Raw genomic sequence first — 19263 nt, 5'->3', positions numbered from 1 at the left:
AAATATCCGTTTTGAGGTTGCAAATATAGCAATTCAAACATGTTTACAAAAAAAAATTACGTTGTTTGTAAATAATCTATCCTCACATGATAAATGCTCATGAGCATCGTCTTGAATATCAGCTTTATAGTTTCTAAATCTTTTAACGTTAAATCGCAATTATCTAGCTGATCTTGCTCCAGTTTGTAGTTAATTATCCTTTCAACCAAGTCATTTATGCTTTGCGCATCTGGATTTTTCAAACTTCTTGAGGCTGCTTCCACAGAATCTGCCAACATTAAAACACCTGTTTCTTTAGAAAAAGGAATTGGACCAGGATAACGGAAAATATTCTCGTCAACAAACTTTTCTGGTGAGTTCTTTAGAAATGACTGATAAAAATAATCTACTCGTGTATTACCATGATGCGTTCTAATAAAATCTATTACATTCTCTGGCAATTTATTTTTACGCGTAATCTCTATCCCTTTATGCACATGCTTAATAATAATTTGAGCACTTTGTTCGTAAGGCAATTTATCGTGCGGACTAGTGGATGTATTTTGGTTTTCAATAAAGTACTGCGGATTTTCCATTTTACCAATATCATGATACAATGCCCCTGCCCTTACTAGTAATGAGTTTCCGCCAATTTTAAAAATAGCAGCTTCGGCAAGGTTTGCCACCTGTAAAGAGTGCTGAAACGTTCCTGGCGCTTTAAAAGCAAGCTCTCTTAATAATTTGTTGTTCGTATTGGTTAGCTCTATTAGGGCAACATCCGATGTAATTCCAAATACTCGCTCAAACGCATAAATTAATGGATAAGCCAGTAACGAAAGTAGCACACTAAAGATAAAAGGTAAGAAATTCATCCATTCTATTTGCTTAAACGAACCTTCTCTTAATAGTGCAATACCAACAAAGCAAACAAAATAAGCTGCCAAAATAAATGAGGCCGACATTAACAATTGTTCTCTTTTAATTAGATTTTTGATACTGTAAATGGCAACCATACCAGCTGTAGTTTGATAAAACACAAACTCGAAGCTGTTGGGCACAAAAAATCCAGCTACTAAAATTACCAGTAAATGTAAATTGAGCGCCAAACGGGTATCAAATAATATTCTGATAATAATAGGGACTATACAGAAAGGAATGTAATATAAACTTGGTAAGTTCACTTTAATGGCCCAAGTTAAAGCCAGTAACATGGAGGTGATCACTAGCAAAAGCAAAGAAAGCTGACGATTATCTGCAAAAATGTCTTTCCTAAATAAAAATAGGAAAACCATTAATAAAGTAATAATAAAACCTACTAAAAGCACTTGCCCCAAATAAACTAATCTATTATCGCCTATGGTTTTGGTTTGCGCTTCGTAAGCATCTTTATAAGAAAGCAGTTTCTGATAAACTTCATCATCTATAATACTCCCTTTTGCAACAATCAATTCCCCTTTTTGCACCATCCCTTTGGTTGTGGATAGGCTATTTACAGTGCTATTTTGAACAGTTAAGGTTAATCCTTCATCAAAGGTAATATTCGGCTTTAAATGACTTTCTACTAAATCAATAACCGCATCTTTCACTCTCGAATTGATCGAATTATAATTAGTTTTAAAATAATCTAAAGCACTTTCGGTTGTAAAAACATCTTGCGAATTACTTTTTACGGAAACATTATTATTGAGCAATGAAAAATCGTAATGTTTTCCATCTTTTTGGTGCTTTGCAGTCAACCCAATTATCCCCTTATTATACACCAATTGTAGCATTTTAAATGCCGCTTGCTTTGCCCCTTCTTTCTCGTTTTCTGCAAAGGCATTGGATTTCCATTTTACATCAAACTCATTTAAAAATGCTTCGCTTTGCCCTTTAAAAACATCTTCATCATATTTATAAATGGGCAAAACATTATTTAATGCATCATTTTTATCCGTAACTACCTGTGGAGAGGTTTTTAAAATAGCAAAGCTAAACGGTGAGATTAAATCCTTATTCAACCATGTTTTTCCTTTTTCAAATTCATATCTAAATCGTGGTTGTTTAGGTAAATACAACGTAATTACGAACACGCATACTACCATCATCACATATTTAATGTTAGATGAATATTTACGATAAAGTACTTTAGGATTTTTTCTGATTTTGGCCAAAATAGTACAGATTGATTTACCCAAAATTAAGATTATTTTTCTATATCGAACCAACCGACAAAAAAACCAGCTAGTTAACGAATAAATAATTTGTTTATATCAAAAATTATGCTTCACTTTATGATATCAAATTAATATCATTATGTATACAGAAAAAATTATCACCCCTCCATCTGGGTATTTAGCTTTAGGATTATTTTTAGCACTTTTAGGTGCTGCTATTTTTTGTTTCGCTGCAGAAAGTTTTACTTTCGGGGGAATCATTTTAACGCTTGATTTTTTTCTGGTCATGCCAGGATTAATTATTGTGAACCCTAACGAATCAAAGGTATTAACCCTATTTGGACAATATGTTGGCACCGTTAAATCTGATGGTTTCTTTTGGGTAAACCCTTTCACATCTAAAAGCAAATTATCACTTCGTGCTCGCAATTTAAATGGGCAGCAATTAAAAGTGAATGATAAAATGGGTAATCCCATAGAAATTGCTGCAGTAATTGTATGGCAAGTTAATGAAACTGCTAAAGCTACATTTGCGGTAGAAAACTATTTGCAATACGTTAATATTCAGAGTGAAGCAGCGGTTAGGCATTTAGCAAATAGCTTTGCTTACGATAATATGGAGGACGAAAGTGCAGAAATCACATTAAAAGATGGCGCCGAAAAAGTGAGCATCCTTTTAGAAGAAGAATTAAACGAACGTCTTTCTAGAGCGGGCATTGAAGTAATTGAAGCACGAATTTCTCACTTGGCGTATGCCCAAGAAATTGCAAGCGCTATGTTACAACGCCAACAAGCAACTGCAGTTATTGCAGCAAGGCGACTAATTGTGGAAGGCGCCGTTGGTATGGTTGAAATGGCTTTAGAAAAATTATCTCAAAAAGGCATAGTTGAGCTAGATGAAGAACGCAAAGCCGCAATGGTGAGCAATCTTTTAGTGGTGCTATGTGGAGATAGACACGTACAACCTGTTGTAAACACTGGTACGCTATACAATTAATGGAATTATAGTGGTATAAACATAAACGCCACAAGAACCGATGTCAGAGAAAGATAAAAAAGCATTTGTGTTAAGAATAAATCAAGCTTTGCTTAAAGAAATAGAGCAATGGGCTGGTAATGAGTTTCGTAGTACCAATGGGCAAATCGAATATTTATTAAATGAAGCTGTTAAATCTAAAAAGAAAATAAAAGCTAAAAAGCCTGATACAGAGGATTAATAATTAGAAAAACAGTGTCAGTATTTCATAGCAAATAATGCCCTGCCCTTTGCTTAATTCGCCTTCGGCTTCATAACGCTATCGGTCAGGTTTAAATCACAAAAACCATTTCTCCGAAGGAAAAAAGCAACATTTAATGCAAAAATCTGTGGCCAAATACCTAAATTGCGCCACCAAATATTAAAAATATCATATGAGAGATGTAGTCATTGTAGCTGCTGTTAGAACGCCTGTGGGTAGTTTTGGCGGCTCATTAGCAGGGTTTTCTGCAACGCAATTAGGCGGATTTGCCATAAAAGCAGTTGTAGCAAAAGCAGGTTTAAAACCAGAAAGCATTCAAGAAGTTTATATGGGCAATGTGCTGTCTGCAAATGTAGGTCAGGCACCTGCCACTCAAGCTGCAAAATTTGCAGGTTTACCAGATTTACCAACTACTACGATCAATAAAGTTTGCGCATCGGGCACTAAAGCCATTATGTTAGCAGCTCAAAGCATCGCCCTTGGACAAAACGAAATTGTTGTAGCTGGTGGTATGGAAAGCATGAGCAATGTACCTTACTATTTAGATAAAGCCCGTAACGGCTATCGTTTAGGTCATGGTCAATTAACAGACGGCTTAATAAAAGATGGTTTGTGGGATGTGTATAACGATTATCACATGGGTTCGGCAGCAGAACTTTGTGCTGAGACCTGTCACATTACTCGCGAAATGCAAGATAATTTTGCAACAGAATCATACAAAAAAGCACAAGCAGCGCAAGCCACAGGTAAGTTCAGCGAAGAAATTATTCCAGTAGAAATAAAAGACCGCAAAGGTGAAATTACTTTATTTAGTAATGATGAAGAGCCATTTGCTGTAAAATTTGATAAAATCTCGAGCTTAAAACCTGTATTTAAAAAAGATGGAACAGTTACAGCTGCAAATGCATCAACCTTAAATGATGGCGCTGCTGCTTTGGTTTTAATGAGCGCAGATAAAGCAAAAGAAATGGGCATTAAACCCTTAGCTAAAATTTTGGCCTATGCAGATGCACAACAAGCTCCAGAATGGTTTACTACTGCACCATCTAAAGCAATTCCTTTGGCATTGAGCCGAGCTAATTTAAAATTAACAGATGTAGATTATTTCGAAATTAACGAAGCATTTTCTGTTGTATCGTTAGCTAATAACCAAGAAATGGGATTAACAGAAAGCAAAGTGAACATAAATGGCGGTGCAGTTGCAATTGGTCATCCGCTAGGTGCTTCGGGAGCTAGAATAGTAGTTACCTTACTTTCTGTTTTAAATCAAAACAAAGGTAAAATCGGTGTTGCTGGAATTTGTAATGGTGGTGGTGGCGCTAGTGCAATAGTAATAGAAAACCTGCGTTAATCAACTATGTTTAAAGCATTTAAAGGTTATTTTGGCTTATTAATTTTAGTTTGTGTGTTGTGTACAAAATCAAGTGCACAACATACGTATAACCTTAACAACAATCCTAAATTAGATCTTTATCAAGATTCATTAGTCATTTTAAGTGAAGCAACTTTTGCTGCGAAGGATGACCTTACTCGTTTTGAAAAAAATGCTCAGTTTGTCAAAAAGCTGGTTACCGCTTTAAAAATCAATGGATCATTTAAATACAACTTTGATTCTTTAAAACGTGTTTCTGTTTTAAAATCTCCAGACAATTCTTTTCGCATTATTACCTGGTTTGTACCAACTGATGAAGGTACTTATCGTTATTATGGTTCTATTCAAATGGCTACAACGAATGGGAGTTTGAATTTAATTCCATTAACAGATGGTACTGCTACTAGTACAGATGCAAATGCCATTACGAGTGGAAAAAATTGGCTTGGTGCTCGGTATTATGAAATGATTCCTGTTATTGTAAATGGAAAACAGCCTTATTTTATTCTTTTAGGTTGGAAGGGCAATGATCAGAAAACGACTAAAAAAGTAATTGAGGTTTTATCTTTTGACAAGAATGAAGCTATTTTCGGAAAGAACATTTTCGAAGCTGTTAAAAATGGTGCCTTAAAAAACAGAGTTGTTTTCGAATATAACAAACTCAATTCAATGACATTGACTGTTGACAGTAAAACAAACATGATTGTTTTTGATCATTTGACACCTTATGATCCTAAAATGATTAATAATTTCGAATATTACGGCTCGGACTTAAGTTTTGATGGTTACAAATTAACTTGGGGCAAATTAGCCTTGGTAGAGGATGTGGAATTAAAAAATGATCCTTCTCCAAACGATGATTTTTATGGCAAACCGGTAAAAGCATCCACACTAATCATAAAATCAATTCATTAAGCATAATTACGTTACATTTTAAAATTTGCTACTCTGCAATCATGTACTTAACTTGCGATTTGAAATAACACACAAATTTTAACTAAACTATAAAACTTAAACGTTTAACATGGCAAACGAAACAACTACACTAAGCCAAGACCAGGCACTTGATTTACACCTTAAAGAAAATGGTGTAGAAACCCAAAAAATCCTTAATCATCCCGTTGGATTATTTGTGCTCTTCTTTACAGAAATGTGGGAAAGATTTAGTTATTATGGTATGCGGGCATTGCTGGTGCTCTTTCTGGTTAGCGAAGCAAGTAAAGATGGCTGGAACTGGACTAGACCAGATGCCTTAAAACTATATGCGTGGTACACTGGATTGGTTTATTTCACTCCTATTATTGGTGGTTTAATTGCCGATCGTTTAACAGGTTACAGAAAAGCGGTTATTATTGGTGGTCTTATTATGACATTAGGTCATGCATCAATGGCAATGGAAGGCTTTAACATGAGCTTTTTCTACATCGGATTATTCCTTTTAATTACTGGAAATGGGTTATTCAAACCAAATATTTCTTCAATTGTAGGACAATTATATCCATCAATTAGCGACAAAAAAGATTCGGCTTATGCTATATTTTACATGGGTATTAACTCAGGAGCATTTTTAGGAATTTTAATGTGCGGTTATGTTGGCGAAACTCAAGGATGGCATTGGGGATTTGGTTTGGCAGGTATCTTTATGTTTTTTGGTACGCTTCAGTTTTATTTTGCGGAGAAAATATTTGGTGTACTAGGCAAAAAGATTGAAAAAGCGGAGGTAGTAACCGCAAAAGAAGATAGTTCTTTAACTAGTGAGAATGAAAAGACCGTTACCAAACAACGTTTATGGGTTATTGGTGTATTCTCTATTTTCACTATTTTCTTTTGGATGGTATTCGAACAAGCGGGTGGTTCAATGACTATTTTTGCTAAAGATTATACATTACGTGACTTAACAGGTTCTTCTGGAACAGCATTTAGATGGGTGGATTCGATATTAACCATATTCCCATTAATAGCAGTAACCGTTGTTTTAATAGCACTTGCAAAGCAGATTTTCAAAAAATATCCTGTTACTATCCTTTTTACCGCATTAAGTTTCATTATTATTTGGTGTTTAGGTATTTGGAAAGTACAGAACGTATTTTCGGCTGATAAAACTGAAGTACCAGCATCTTGGTTTGGTATTTTAAACTCTTTCTTTATCGTTGCACTAGCACCATTCTTCTCTAAAATTTGGGAAAGTAAATTCAACCCAAGCGGTCCAGCTAAATTTGGAATGGGTTTAATCTTCGTTGGTATCGGCTTTGCCGGATTAGCTTACGGCGGAATGGACATCGCTCCAGGCGCAAAAGTTGCACAGGTTAGTATGTTTTGGTTAATATTCGCTTATTTCTTCCACACTGTGGGCGAATTATGTGTATCTCCAGTTGGATTATCTTATGTGAGTAAATTAGCTCCAGCTAAATTGGTTGGCTTAATGTTTGGCGTTTGGTTCATTTGTACTTTCGCCGGAAATACCTTAGCAGGATTAACAGGTAGTTTAATCGATTCGATTAGCGAAAAATATTCAATTTCAACATTCTTCTTAATATTTACCGCAATTCCAATTGTCGCAGGTTTGGCCATGTTTGCCCTAACTCCGCTGTTGCGTAAATGGATGAATGGTGTTCATTAATAGAATTTAACATGATTTAACTAAAAGCCCGTAAAGAAATTTCGGGCTTTTAGTTTTTAATAGCTAATTTCGCCAATCGAAAATCGTAATTATAAAATCTAAAATTAACAGTGTCCGATAGCTTAGTCATTATTCCAACCTATAACGAGAAAGAAAACATTGAAAAAATCATTCGTAAAGTTTTTTCTTTAGACTATGATTTCGAGTTATTGATTATTGATGATGGTTCTCCAGATGGAACTGCTAACATTGTTAAAGAGCTTCAAGACGAATTTCCAGCATTACATTTGGAAGAACGAGCGGGTAAACTCGGCTTGGGCACAGCCTATATTCATGGCTTTAAATGGGCTTTAAAAAGAGGTTATGAATATATTTTTGAAATGGATGCCGATTTTTCTCATAACCCAAAAGATTTAATTAAACTACATGATGCTTGCGTAAATGGTGCTGATTTAGCTATCGGATCAAGATATGTGAAAGGTGTAAATGTAGTTAATTGGCCAATGGGAAGAGTTCTAATGTCGTATTTTGCTTCTATGTATGTACGTTTCATTACTGGAATTACGATACAAGATGCAACTGCAGGTTTTAAGTGCTATCGCCGCCAGGTATTAGAAATCATCCCGATGGATAAAATTAAGTTTGTAGGCTACGCTTTCCAAATTGAAATGAAATTCACCGCTATTAAATATGGTTTTAATGTAGTTGAAGTTCCTATTATTTTCACTGATAGAACTGAAGGAACATCGAAAATGAGTACTCGTATTTTTAGAGAAGCTTTTTTAGGTGTGATACAGATGAAGGTGAATAGTTGGTTTAGGAACTATAGTCGATAGTCGAGAGTATCTCATCAGTGTAAATAGGCTCAAGACTGATGACTTTATACTCAGGACTTATTACTCCTCATCATTTCATTAAAATTGTATTTCTTAGCCATTGCGTTTACTATCATTACAATTCTTTTTGTACGAGTGACATCTGTTTTAGCTGTATTTAACCAATTTATATAATAGTTCTGATGGGATTTTGGCATGGATAGAAATTGTTGAAGCAAAGCTTCTTCATCTGCTAAACAAATTTCAAGATCATCGGGCATTTCTATTTTAAAATCAGCATCAAAGCTTAGGCTCAATTCTACTACTGCTCCTGCTTCTTTTCTTAATTGTTTTCTTAAGGAAGTTTTTAAGGCTATAATGAAATCTCCCTCGCCCATTGGCAATAATCCAATTCCCCTTACCGAAACGTTATCTAGTGTTCCTTTTACTCTAAAACTTCGTTTTTCGTTTGGTTTAATCTGATTGGCAATAGCCTGAGGTACAAAGACGTAACTCCAACCAGTTTTTTCACCCATTGAGTCAAATTTTTCTATTTCAGCTTTAAAGTTTACCATATACTAAGTTAGTTTTTGTCATTCAGAGCGAAGCGAAGAATCTCGTTTTATGTTAGTTTCAAAACATTTCCATTATATAGATTCTTCGCTTCGCTCTGAATGACAAACATGCTGCTTGAACAAGTTGATTTAATTAAGTTTCAATTACATCATCATTTAGAAAATGCCAGTTTTTGTTTTCAATTTCTATTAATGCATTCTTTTTTGCTCTAGACCAGCCTTTAATTTCCTTTTCTCTATCAATTGCATGTTCGATATATTTATAATGCTCATAATAAACCAAATAAAAACACTTGTATCGTAATGTAAAAGAGAATTTGCTATCTCCTTCTATATGTTGTTTAAGCCTTATAGATAAATCATTCGTTACACCTGTATATAACGCTGTTTTATTTTTATTAGTTAATATATAAACGAAATAATTATGATCACGCATGCCTTAAATTACAAATTTATTGGTTCAAAAAGTTTCTGTTAATGTTTAGAGATTCTTCGCTGCGCTCTGAATGACAAAATACACGGAATATAAAACAACTAAAACTTCTCCTCCACTCCTAAACCAAAAAGCGCAAAATCGTACTTTACAGGATCATTTATATCAAATTCTTTTAGCCTAGCTGTTAGTTCTACAGCAGTTTGCCAGTCGGTTTGTTTGCGGTTAATTAAACCTAATTTTCTAGCTACTCTATCTACATGAACATCGCAAGGACAAATTAATTCTGAAGTAGGAATGGTATTCCAAATTCCGAAATCAACGCCACACTTATCTTTACGGACCATCCATCTTAAAAACATATTTAAACGTTTACAAGTAGATTTTTGCAAAGGCGATGAAACGTGCTTAATTGTTCTTCGTGGAAAATCATCAAGACTAAAAAAGTAGCTTCTAAAATGATTTAAAGCTTTTTCCGCTGTGAAATCATCAATAGAAAACTCAGTTAACATACAAGCTGATGATGACAATTCTACATCAGCTTTGCTTATTTGTGGTAAATAATTAGGGTTAATAGTTTGTTGAGGCAAAAAAGCAGTTTCTAAACTATTTGATTGCGAATAATGGTGCTTAAAGAAAGAAACAAAATACAATAAATCGGTATCATTAAAGGTGCGATGTTTAAAACCTAGTAATCCTTTCAAATCAGTATCGCTGTGGTTCAGCATAAACTGATAAGGTTGGTTATCCATCCTTAAAAAAAGCTCATTACACTTATTAATGATGGTTTTACGTTGCCCCCAAGCTAAAATTGCCGCAAAAAATGCAGCAATTTCAATGTCTTGCTTTTTAATATATTGATGTGGAATAGAAATTGGATCATTTGTAATAAAGTTTGGCCGATTGTATTGGTCAACTTTAAAATCTAGAAAATCCTTTAACTCGTTAAATTCCATTTTAATGTTCAATAGTTTATTGGTTCATTAGCTCATTGGTTCAAGCGTCATATACCAATGAACAAATGACACAAATGAACACTTCTATGAAAGTGCTTGTTCTAAATCAGCTAATAAATCGTCAATATCCTCTACTCCTACACTTAAACGCAATAAATTATCGGTTACACCAACTTTTTCACGTTCTTCTTTAGGTATCGAACCATGTGTCATACTTACTGGATGATTAATCAACGATTCTACTCCACCTAAAGATTCTGCTAATGAAAACACTTTAAATCGAGATGCTACTCTAAATGTTTCTTTTAAATCTGCATCTTTTAGTGTGATAGAAACCATTCCACCGAAACCACGCATTTGTTTTTTGGCAATATCATGGTTAGGATGATCTTCAAAACCTGGCCAGTAAATCTTATCAATTTTTGGATGCTTTTTTAGATAATGAGCTACTTTTTCGCCGTTTTCACAATGTGCTTTCATGCGTAAATGCAAGGTTTTTATGCCTCTTAAAACAAGAAAAGCATCTTGCGGACCTGGTGTTGCGCCACATGCGTTATACACGAAGAATAAATCTTTATACAATTGCTCATTATTGGTTAGTAATGCACCCATTACCACATCAGAGTGACCGCCAATATATTTTGTAACCGAATGCATCACAATATCAGCACCTAAATCTATTGGATTTTGTAAATATGGAGAAGCAAAAGTATTATCGACTGTTAACAGTACATTGTTCTTTTTAGTGATTTTAGCAACACCTTCTATATCAATAATCCGCATAGTTGGATTTGTAGGCGTTTCTATCCAAACTAATTTGGTATTTTCATTAATATAAGGAATGATATTTTCTGGGTTAGATAAATCTAGGAAATGAAATTTAATACCATATTTCTCATATACTTTTGTAAAAATACGATATGAACCTCCATATAAATCATTACCAGTAATCACTTCATCGCCAGGCTTTAATAAACGTAAAACTGCATCTGTAGCACCCATCCCACTGCTAAACGCTAATCCGTATTTGCAATTTTCCAGCGCAGCTAAACAATCTTCTAAAGCCTTACGTGTTGGGTTTGTGCCTCTCGAATATTCATAGCCCTTATGCTCTCCTGGCGATTTTTGCCAGTAAGTAGAAGTCTGATAAATTGGTGTCATTACGGCGCCAGTTGTTGGATCTGGTTCTTGACCAGCATGGATAGCTTTTGTTGCAAATTTCATCTCTGTTTTTATTTTTGTATTGGTAAGATGGAGCCTTTGATGATTAAAATCATTATTTTAATCCTGTCGGGTTCATATTATTGATTGTTATTTTGCTGTACTTCTGAATTAAATAAATAGCCTAAACGTTTTCCTGTTGGATACCCGCTTGCGGCTACTAATGTTTGTTTTTGATGCAAGGTTACATCTTTAATTTGTGCAAATGGTGGAAGTAATAAATCCGTATTTAAACACAAAAGGATTGATTTTTCTAAAATATCAGTTAGTTTTTCTTCAGTAATTAAGTTGGCTTCGAAATCTTCATATAAAAACCCTAATGCCCCATCACCTTCTACCATAAAGTGCTTTTCTTTATTCACCAATATACGAGCTATTAAAGAACCTTCATCCGCAAGGCGATTATATTTAATAGAATCTGCTAAAAAATTATGAATATAGATTACACCACAATAACTCAGATTTTCGTCTGCTTTCACATAACTTGTCTGAAAGATAGAATGTCCTTCATCAAAATTAAAAATATTACTATGCATCGATAACATCAGCATATCTCCAGAAAATTTCAATTGCGCTTCAAACTGATTATTTTCTCTATAATTTACCTCAACAGATGGATCTTTCTGCGTATAATCATGATGAAGTTTGGCAGCAATTTTTGAAAGAATGGTTTTAGTCAACCCAAAAACTTCAGCTGTGCTACGGTAAATTGCTTGTTTTAAGGAAGCTTTACTTTCTAGTTGACTAAGTATTTCTTTATAATTTTCGTCTTGCATTTCTTTAGTATTGAGATGTGAGAAGTTAGATATGAGATTAATTTAATGCGCCTATAGAAAGTCTCACATCTAAAATCTTTAATATGCCCTTGCAAACAATACCCGTTGCGTAGATGGCTTACCAGTTAAGATACAAACACCATCTTCTTGTTTATTGTTTAAAGGAATACACCTAATTGTTGCTTTAGTTTCCTCTTTAATTTGCTTTTCAGTTTCTGCAGTTCCATCCCAATGGGCAGAAATAAAACCAGTTTTACCGTCTAATAATTCTTTAAATTCCTGATAAGAATTAGCTTCTGTTATGTGTTCTTCTCTAAACTGATGCGCTTTATTATAAATACTTTCTTGAATTTCTTCCAGCAAGTTGGCAATGTAAGTATCTAATCCTTCTTGCGCTACTGTGAATTTTTCTTTGGTATCTCTACGAGCTAATTCTACAGTTTTGTTTTCCATATCTCTGCCACCAATTGCCAAACGAATTGGAACTCCTTTTAGTTCGTATTCTGCAAATTTAAATCCTGGGCGCTGACTATCTCTACTGTCGTATTTTACAGAAACACCTAAACCTTTTAGTTTTAGTATAAGTTCATCAACAAAGGTTGATATTTTAGCTAAATCTTCTTCTCCTTTATAAATAGGAACTATAACAACTTGAATTGGCGCTAATTTTGGAGGTAATACCAATCCTGCATCATCACTATGTGCCATAATTAAAGCACCCATTAATCGAGTAGATACTCCCCAAGAAGTTGCCCAAACATGTTCTAATTTTCCTTCTTTACTCGTAAATTTAACATCGAATGCTTTAGCGAAGTTTTGCCCTAAAAAGTGTGATGTTCCAGCCTGTAAAGCCTTTCCATCTTGCATCAAAGCCTCAATACAATAGGTTTCTAAAGCCCCTGCAAAACGCTCAGTTGGGGTCTTTTTTCCTTTTACTACTGGAACCGCCATCCAATTTTCAGAAAAATCTGCATACACATCTAACATTCTTTCCGTTTCTTCAATTGCTTCTTGTGAAGTTGCATGTGCTGTATGACCCTCTTGCCACAAAAACTCAGTTGTACGTAAAAACAAGCGAGTTCTCATTTCCCAACGCACCACGTTTGCCCATTGATTGATTAATAAAGGTAAATCACGATATGATTCTATCCAGCCTCTATAGGTATTCCATATAATGGTTTCAGAAGTTGGACGAACAATTAATTCTTCTTCCAGTTTTGCTGTTTCATCAACTACGATATTACCATTTCCATCATTTTTAAGACGATAATGTGTTACCACAGCACACTCTGTTGCAAAACCCTCTACATGTGCCGCTTCTTTAGAAAAATATGACTTAGGAATGAACAAAGGAAAATATGCATTACTATGACCCGTATCTTTAAATTTTTGATCTAAAACTGCCTGTATTTTCTCCCAAATAGAATAACCATATGGCTTAATTACCATACATCCTTTAACCGATGAATGCTCGGCTAAGTCGGCTTTTATAACAATGTCGTTATACCACTGAGAATAATCGTCTTTTTTGCTTGTAATACCTTTGCTCATAACTATTTGGAACGTTTTTTGTGTTAAATTTCTTGTAATATCGTTTACAAAGCTATAAATTTATAGCTACAATTTGATTGCGCACACAAACAAAACACACATATCATGAAACCTAACCATTTACTCACCAGTACGCTCGTGGTAACAGCACTGCTCGTTGCCTCCTGCTCTACTCCTAAATTGGCTCAAAATACTGCCAATCAGGACGATGTGTACAACACAACTGCACAAGCTAAAGAATACAAGGCTTCCGATCCAGTTCAAACTACACAAACAGAAAACTCAAACAGTGACTATTACGGAAAGACAGATCCATATTATGACATGGATTATTATTCTCGTATAGACAGATTTTACTACGGCAACGTATATAGACCTTATTACGATCCTTATTACAATTACTACGGTTATAACTCTTATTATAGTCCTTATGGTTATTACGGAGGTTATAATTACGGATATAACAATTGGTATAATCCATATTATTACAGCTATTTTGGAAGCCCATATTATAACCCTTATTGGGGCATATACTCAAATTATAACTACTATGGTACAGGATATTACGGTGGTTATGGTGGTGGTTATGGCGGCGGCTATTATGCTGGTAGAAACAACAATAGTCCAAACTATGGAGCTAGACCAACAAGAGGAAGTGAAAATGGTGTAAATAGAGCGGGTGGAAGCAGTTATTATGGTGGCAACCAAGTTGGCCCACCTACTAGAGCAAACAGTGGCAATAATACTACAGTTACAAGAAGCAGGGCTGAGATGTATAATCCAACAAATAATGGAACTACCACTCGTCCAAGCAGTACAAGTAGTGATAACAGACCTACCAGAAGTTCAGGAACAGAATCTAGACCAACTAGAACTAGTGAAGCACCATCTAGACCTGCACCAACTTACAGTCCTCCTGCACAACAGAGTTCTCCTCCTCCATCAAGTAGTAGTGGTGGCAGATCAGAAAGTTCTGGTGGTGGTAGCAGTGGCGGCGGCGGTGGTGGTGGCGGCAGACCAACAAGAGGTGGTGGTAGATAATCTAAATTAACTGAACACATGAAAAAAATTATAACACTGTTAGTGGTAGCTATAGTAGCTACCGCCAGCAATACTTACGCTCAATATGCCAGCGATGCACTTCGCTTTTCTCAAACAAATTATGGAAGTACTGCTCGTTTTAAAGGAATGGGCAATGCTCAAATTGGTGTTGGTGGAGATATGAGTTCGTTAGGTGGAAATCCGGCTGGGCTAGGTTTATTTACTAAATCTGAGTTTAGCTTAACTCCGGAATTTAATCAAACTGGCGTTAATGCAAATTATTTAGGTCAAAACACAAATACAGACAAAAGCCAATTAAATGTAAATCAAATTGGAGCTGTGTTTTTTACACCAGTTTACAAGCAAAAAGGACAGGATACTAAAAAAGGTTTAATTAGTGCTGTTTTTGGACTTGGTTATAATAGAACCAATGATTATAGCGCAGAAATAAATTACGGTGGATCTAACAATAAAAGTTCGATAGCAGATTACTTTGCAGAACTTGGTGGAAGTACCACTCCAAATAATTTGTCTACTGGAAGTTTAGAAAGAATGGCCTATGATAATTACTTGATTAGTTATGATAGCCCAGCAAATAATTACTTCCCTGAAACTTTTGCAGATAATGCTCAAAGTAATTCGCAACGTAAAAATGAAGTAAGATCTGGGTCTGTTTCTGAATTTAATTTTTCGGCGGCATTGAATGTTTCAAATCAAATTTATATTGGTGCTAGTGTCGGTTTAGTTGATCTAAAATACAATAGCGATGCACAATATGAAGAAAGTGGAAAAGCTAGAGAGTATGATGCTGGTGGAAATTTAACTGGAGCTAACATTAATTATAAATTGCTATTTAATCAAAGCCAAACGACTAAAGGTTCAGGAGTAAATGGTCGTTTAGGAGTTATTTTTAGAGCTGCAGAAGGGCTTAGATTAGGCGTAACAATGCAAACTCCAACATGGTTTGTTATTGATGACAGCTATACAGAAGGTATTGATAATAGAGGAACGATTAGAGGAACCAATGAAAGCAAAACGTATGATTTTACCTATAATTTACGGACCCCACTAAAAGGTTCATTGGGCGCTAGTTATATCATTGCTGGACAAGCAATTATTTCTGCAGATGTTGATTTTATTGATTATGCAAGTACTAGGTTTACCTCAAATAATGGTGGTGATCAAGGTCTGATTAGCGATAACAATACTGCTGTTAGAAATAATTTCAAAAGTGCAGTTAATTATAGAGTTGGAGCAGAATATAAGCTTAACAATGTAAGTTTAAGAGCCGGTTACGGTTTAAATGGAAGCCCATATAAAACTGATAACGATGGTTTCTTTGATACTAAAATGTACAGCGGTGGTTTAGGATATAGAGTAAATAACTATTACATCGACTTAGCTTATCAAAGAGTCGAAAGTGACAATAGCTACAGCCCTTATACTTTAAATAATACTACTGAACCTGTTGCAGCAATTAAAAACACAAAAAATAATGTTTTCTTAACTTTAGGATTGAGATTTTAATAAAGCAATTCGCTTAACAAAAAAAGCTTCCAGATTTATTTGGAAGCTTTTTTATTTTAACGTAATTTTTATTGATACTATTTGCATTGTCTAGAATGAGATTGCTTGGTCGTTTCTCCTCCGCAAAACCTAAAAAAGAAGTAATCAGTTCCCAAGCTCTGAGAGAGCTAATCAAACCTCCATTTCAAGATTAAAAAATTGCAGGCATGGATAATAGAAATTAACTTATAGTTAATTTATTATCTAATCCTTATAATTATCACCTAGTATTTTTGGTTTATTTTTACAGGGTTTATACAAGGTGATAACAGGGTCTTAACAGGGTCATTACAGGGTAAGAAACCTAGCTATCTCCTAGTAAAATACCTGTTAGTTTTATTTAACTTATAGTTAAAATTAAGTGTTGGCTAAAATCATGCTGAGTAGCAAAAAAAATGGGATGGCATAAAGAATTAATGCTTATTATTAGTAGCCATAAAAACTTCAAGAGATGATTACGAAGTTTTTTTATATATCACACCGTGCAAGCTTCCACCCTTTTCTCCCATTTGGTCTATTCTCTTTTCTACTTCTAGGTCTTTAATTAATTCGGGTGCGTGATGAGGTTTTTTACGAGCATCAATAATTAATGGCCCTTCGCAACCCCAATGTTTATTAGTGGTAAAATCGTTAACACCATCAATATCCGAAGCGGGATTACTTCTTGTAAAAGTTACCCAAACCAAATTATTAATATTAGCTGCTGTAAATTCTGCATCATCACATAAAATGATTAAAGGCAATGCTGAAAGATTTTGCGATTTAAGATGTCCTTTTAAAATCGCTATTTCTTGTTGGCGTACTATTTCATTTTGATAAGGATTTCCTTGAATTGCTAAAACACCTGGAATGGCTATTTTATATTTTGCATATTCTTCTGGCAAACTAAAATCGAGTGATAATTTTTCTATTAAGTCTCTTTTTTTAGCTCCAGCTGCAGCAAAAACTACTTTTGAACCTGAATTCAATCCATCTCCCGAATAATCTAAAGTATCAATGGTTGTATTTGTATAAAAATGTAAATCCTTTTTTAAATTAATCCTTTCCAGCATATGCTGAAGAAAAGAAGTAATATTATTTGTACTGAGATTTTCGTCATCCTCTCTTGCTGCAATAAATAAATATTTAGCAAGGCTGAGTTGATTTTTCCCTAAAATATGATTGGCAATAGTTAAAATTTCCTGTGGTTTTCGCTCTTTTAAATACGGTGTATAACGCTCACTTCCTATCGCAAACAAAAGCGGATGCACACCTGCAGCATCAACTGCGTTCACTTCTTTTAATCCTGATATTTCTTGAGGAATTGCCGAACCTGTAATTTCATGAATTAGTGCACCAAAACTCGTGTCTTCTTGTGGCGGTCTACCAACTACCGTAAAACTCCAAATTGCATCTTTTTTATGATACACATTATGCACTTTCATCAAAGGGAAAGGATGCGTTAAACTATAATAACCCAAATGATCGCCAAATGGACCTTCAGGTTTATTTTCTTGTGGATAAACTGTACCTGTAATTACAAAATCAGCATCTGCTGAAATACAAAAACCCTCATCATCATAAAAATAACGAAAACGGCGATTGCCCAATGCACCTGCAAATGTAAGCTCAGATAATCCCTCTGGTAAAGGCATAACCGCTGCTAATGGATGTGATGGTGGCCCACCTACAAAAATACTCACTTTTAAAGGCTGCCCTTTGGCATTTGCTTTGGTTTGATGAACACCTATTCCTCTATGAATTTGATAATGCAAACCGATTTCTTTATCAGTTACATACTCATTACCAGTTAATTGAATACGATACATCCCTAAATTACCATGCATCACCCCTGGTTGATCTATATCTTCTGTAAAAACTTGTGGCATGGTAATAAAAGGACCGCCATCCATTGGCCAATTTACTATTTGAGGCAAACTGCTAATGGTAGTTTTTTGAAAGGTATTTTTAAATAAAGATTGTTTTAATGGCAAAGCCGATAAGGCAGTTAAAGCCGAACCAGCATATTTGAATGGATTTTTTAATGCTTTAATAGGATCTGAACGTAAAGCAACAAGCTGTTCTACTTTCGCTAAACTATCGCGAAACATAAATTTAGAGCGTTCTAATGTGCCGAAAAGATTCGAAACTGCTGGAAATTTGCTTCCTTTTACGTTTTCAAACAACAATGCTGGCCCTTGATTTTCGTAAACTCGCAGATGGATAGCTGCCATTTCTAAATATGGATCTACCTCTTCTTTGATTCGGATTAAATGACCATTTTTTTCAAGATCTGCGACGCATTCGGCTAAATTTTTGTAACCCATGCTCAAAGATAAATATTTAGTGCACTCTAAAACAAAAAAGCCACAGATTGGAAGATTTAAACTCTATCAATCTGTGGCTTTTTAAGATTTTATATCAATTATTTTTTACCTGCAAAAGAGCGCAACATCCATGTTGTTTTCTCTTTAAACTGCATAAAGCGATTTACCATATCATTACTACCATCATCACCAGCTTTATCTGTTGCCTCTAATAATTCACGTTCTAGCTCAATTAATTTGGCCATGTCATCTAAAACAGCATCTACCATTGCCATATCAGTCATACCAATTGTATTTATTTCTTTAATTGTTGATTCTTTAATGTAATCTGAAAAACGGCTATGCGGAGCTTTTCCTAAGGTTAATACACGTTCGGCAATTTCATCAATGGTGAGTTGAGCATTTGTATATAACTCTTCAAATTTGATATGTAATGTGAAAAAATTTTGCCCTTTTATATTCCAATGGCAACCTCTTAACTTTTGATAATGAATATGATAATTGGCTAAATAATCATTCAACATATCAACTACTGGCTTAACTTTTTTTTCATTTAAACTGATTTCTTTTGCATCCATGGGGTTTTATTTTTGCGATTTTTGTGTCTATATCAACAACAAACAGTGTTAAAAATGGTTTGTTAAATTTAAGTTTTTTA

Annotated in this window: 17 protein-coding genes; 8 read left to right on the top strand and 9 right to left on the bottom strand. The window is 34.7% G+C overall.

What is annotated here, in order from left to right:
* Positions 1–56 precede the first annotated feature (56 nt).
* Positions 57–2063: an HD family phosphohydrolase gene (locus GM921_RS03675; protein ID WP_235969801.1), complete on the bottom strand. Its 2007-nt coding sequence runs from the start codon at positions 2061–2063 to the stop codon at positions 57–59.
* Between the two features lie 211 nt (positions 2064–2274).
* Between GM921_RS03675 and GM921_RS03670 the strand changes: the two genes are divergently transcribed.
* The 6 genes from GM921_RS03670 to GM921_RS03645 all read left to right on the top strand — a co-directional run bounded on the left by GM921_RS03670 (position 2275) and on the right by GM921_RS03645 (position 8201).
* Positions 2275–3132: an SPFH domain-containing protein gene (locus GM921_RS03670; RefSeq protein ID WP_182921259.1), complete on the top strand. Its 858-nt coding sequence runs from the start codon at positions 2275–2277 to the stop codon at positions 3130–3132.
* Between the two features lie 40 nt (positions 3133–3172).
* Entirely contained in the window at positions 3173–3352 is a 180-nt protein-coding gene (locus GM921_RS03665; protein ID WP_182921258.1) for an Arc family DNA binding domain-containing protein, read from the top strand.
* Between the two features lie 193 nt (positions 3353–3545).
* Entirely contained in the window at positions 3546–4724 is a 1179-nt protein-coding gene (locus GM921_RS03660) for an acetyl-CoA C-acyltransferase (RefSeq protein ID WP_182921257.1), read from the top strand.
* Positions 4725–4730: 6 nt separating this feature from the next.
* Positions 4731–5660, top strand: coding sequence for a hypothetical protein (locus tag GM921_RS03655; RefSeq protein ID WP_202985622.1), 930 nt, complete (start codon positions 4731–4733; stop codon positions 5658–5660).
* Between the two features lie 109 nt (positions 5661–5769).
* Entirely contained in the window at positions 5770–7365 is a 1596-nt protein-coding gene (locus tag GM921_RS03650; protein ID WP_182921256.1) for a peptide MFS transporter, read from the top strand.
* Between the two features lie 110 nt (positions 7366–7475).
* A complete protein-coding gene (locus GM921_RS03645; protein WP_182921255.1) occupies positions 7476–8201 on the top strand; it encodes a polyprenol monophosphomannose synthase in 726 nt (241 codons plus the stop codon).
* 50 nt (positions 8202–8251) lie between these two features.
* On the opposite strand, the gene GM921_RS03640 is transcribed toward GM921_RS03645, so the two are convergent.
* The 6 genes from GM921_RS03640 to proS all read right to left on the bottom strand — a co-directional run bounded on the left by GM921_RS03640 (position 8252) and on the right by proS (position 13692).
* Positions 8252–8755 carry a YdeI/OmpD-associated family protein gene (locus tag GM921_RS03640; protein ID WP_182921254.1) on the bottom strand — a complete coding sequence of 168 codons (504 nt, stop codon included), beginning with the start codon at positions 8753–8755 and terminating at the stop codon, positions 8252–8254.
* Between the two features lie 133 nt (positions 8756–8888).
* A complete protein-coding gene (locus tag GM921_RS03635) occupies positions 8889–9191 on the bottom strand; it encodes a GIY-YIG nuclease family protein (RefSeq protein ID WP_182921253.1) in 303 nt (100 codons plus the stop codon).
* 98 nt (positions 9192–9289) lie between these two features.
* Positions 9290–10144, bottom strand: coding sequence for a TIGR02757 family protein (locus GM921_RS03630; RefSeq protein ID WP_182921252.1), 855 nt, complete (start codon positions 10142–10144; stop codon positions 9290–9292).
* 84 nt (positions 10145–10228) lie between these two features.
* Positions 10229–11380 carry a cystathionine gamma-synthase gene (locus tag GM921_RS03625; protein ID WP_317170971.1) on the bottom strand — a complete coding sequence of 384 codons (1152 nt, stop codon included), beginning with the start codon at positions 11378–11380 and terminating at the stop codon, positions 10229–10231.
* A gap of 65 nt (positions 11381–11445) precedes the next feature.
* Positions 11446–12141: a hypothetical protein gene (locus GM921_RS03620; RefSeq protein ID WP_182921250.1), complete on the bottom strand. Its 696-nt coding sequence runs from the start codon at positions 12139–12141 to the stop codon at positions 11446–11448.
* A gap of 78 nt (positions 12142–12219) precedes the next feature.
* Positions 12220–13692, bottom strand: a complete 1473-nt coding sequence (gene proS / locus GM921_RS03615) for a proline--tRNA ligase (protein ID WP_182921249.1) — start codon at positions 13690–13692, stop codon at positions 12220–12222.
* A 105-nt stretch (positions 13693–13797) separates the two neighbouring features.
* On the opposite strand from proS, the gene GM921_RS03610 reads away from it, so the two are divergent.
* Positions 13798–14733 (top strand): hypothetical protein, encoded by a 936-nt coding sequence (locus GM921_RS03610; RefSeq protein ID WP_182921248.1) that lies wholly within the window; start codon positions 13798–13800, stop codon positions 14731–14733.
* Between the two features lie 18 nt (positions 14734–14751).
* On the top strand, positions 14752–16260 hold the full coding sequence (locus tag GM921_RS03605) for an OmpP1/FadL family transporter (RefSeq protein ID WP_182921247.1): 1509 nt from the start codon (positions 14752–14754) through the stop codon (positions 16258–16260).
* Between the two features lie 494 nt (positions 16261–16754).
* Here GM921_RS03605 and GM921_RS03600 read toward each other — a convergent pair whose 3' ends face one another.
* The gene (locus GM921_RS03600) at positions 16755–18605 is read right to left on the bottom strand and encodes a UbiD family decarboxylase (RefSeq protein WP_182921246.1); all 1851 of its coding nucleotides are present in this window, start codon (positions 18603–18605) and stop codon (positions 16755–16757) included.
* A 98-nt stretch (positions 18606–18703) separates the two neighbouring features.
* Positions 18704–19183: a Dps family protein gene (locus tag GM921_RS03595; RefSeq protein ID WP_182921245.1), complete on the bottom strand. Its 480-nt coding sequence runs from the start codon at positions 19181–19183 to the stop codon at positions 18704–18706.
* Positions 19184–19263 lie beyond the last annotated feature (80 nt).

Origin of the sequence: Pedobacter planticolens, assembly GCF_014172375.1 — a bacterium.
Taxonomy (GTDB): domain Bacteria; phylum Bacteroidota; class Bacteroidia; order Sphingobacteriales; family Sphingobacteriaceae; genus Pedobacter; species Pedobacter planticolens.
This window is presented reverse-complemented; position numbering and strand designations above follow the sequence as displayed.

Bases quoted from the DNA above. Each gene is read 5' to 3' on its own strand.
- GM921_RS03600 (WP_182921246.1), bottom strand. From the start codon at position 18,605: ATGGGTTACAAAAATTTAGCCGAATGCGTCGCAGATCTTGAAAAAAAT.
- GM921_RS03650 (WP_182921256.1), top strand. From the start codon at position 5,770: ATGGCAAACGAAACAACTACACTAAGCCAAGACCAGGCACTTGATTTA.
- GM921_RS03640 (WP_182921254.1), bottom strand. From the start codon at position 8,755: ATGGTAAACTTTAAAGCTGAAATAGAAAAATTTGACTCAATGGGTGAA.
- GM921_RS03635 (WP_182921253.1), bottom strand. From the start codon at position 9,191: ATGCGTGATCATAATTATTTCGTTTATATATTAACTAATAAAAATAAA.
- GM921_RS03630 (WP_182921252.1), bottom strand. From the start codon at position 10,144: ATGGAATTTAACGAGTTAAAGGATTTTCTAGATTTTAAAGTTGACCAA.
- GM921_RS03670 (WP_182921259.1), top strand. From the start codon at position 2,275: ATGTATACAGAAAAAATTATCACCCCTCCATCTGGGTATTTAGCTTTA.
- GM921_RS03610 (WP_182921248.1), top strand. From the start codon at position 13,798: ATGAAACCTAACCATTTACTCACCAGTACGCTCGTGGTAACAGCACTG.
- GM921_RS03605 (WP_182921247.1), top strand. From the start codon at position 14,752: ATGAAAAAAATTATAACACTGTTAGTGGTAGCTATAGTAGCTACCGCC.
- GM921_RS03660 (WP_182921257.1), top strand. From the start codon at position 3,546: ATGAGAGATGTAGTCATTGTAGCTGCTGTTAGAACGCCTGTGGGTAGT.
- GM921_RS03595 (WP_182921245.1), bottom strand. From the start codon at position 19,183: ATGGATGCAAAAGAAATCAGTTTAAATGAAAAAAAAGTTAAGCCAGTA.
- GM921_RS03675 (WP_235969801.1), bottom strand. From the start codon at position 2,063: ATGGTAGTATGCGTGTTCGTAATTACGTTGTATTTACCTAAACAACCA.
- GM921_RS03665 (WP_182921258.1), top strand. From the start codon at position 3,173: ATGTCAGAGAAAGATAAAAAAGCATTTGTGTTAAGAATAAATCAAGCT.
- proS (WP_182921249.1), bottom strand. From the start codon at position 13,692: ATGAGCAAAGGTATTACAAGCAAAAAAGACGATTATTCTCAGTGGTAT.
- GM921_RS03655 (WP_202985622.1), top strand. From the start codon at position 4,731: ATGTTTAAAGCATTTAAAGGTTATTTTGGCTTATTAATTTTAGTTTGT.
- GM921_RS03620 (WP_182921250.1), bottom strand. From the start codon at position 12,141: ATGCAAGACGAAAATTATAAAGAAATACTTAGTCAACTAGAAAGTAAA.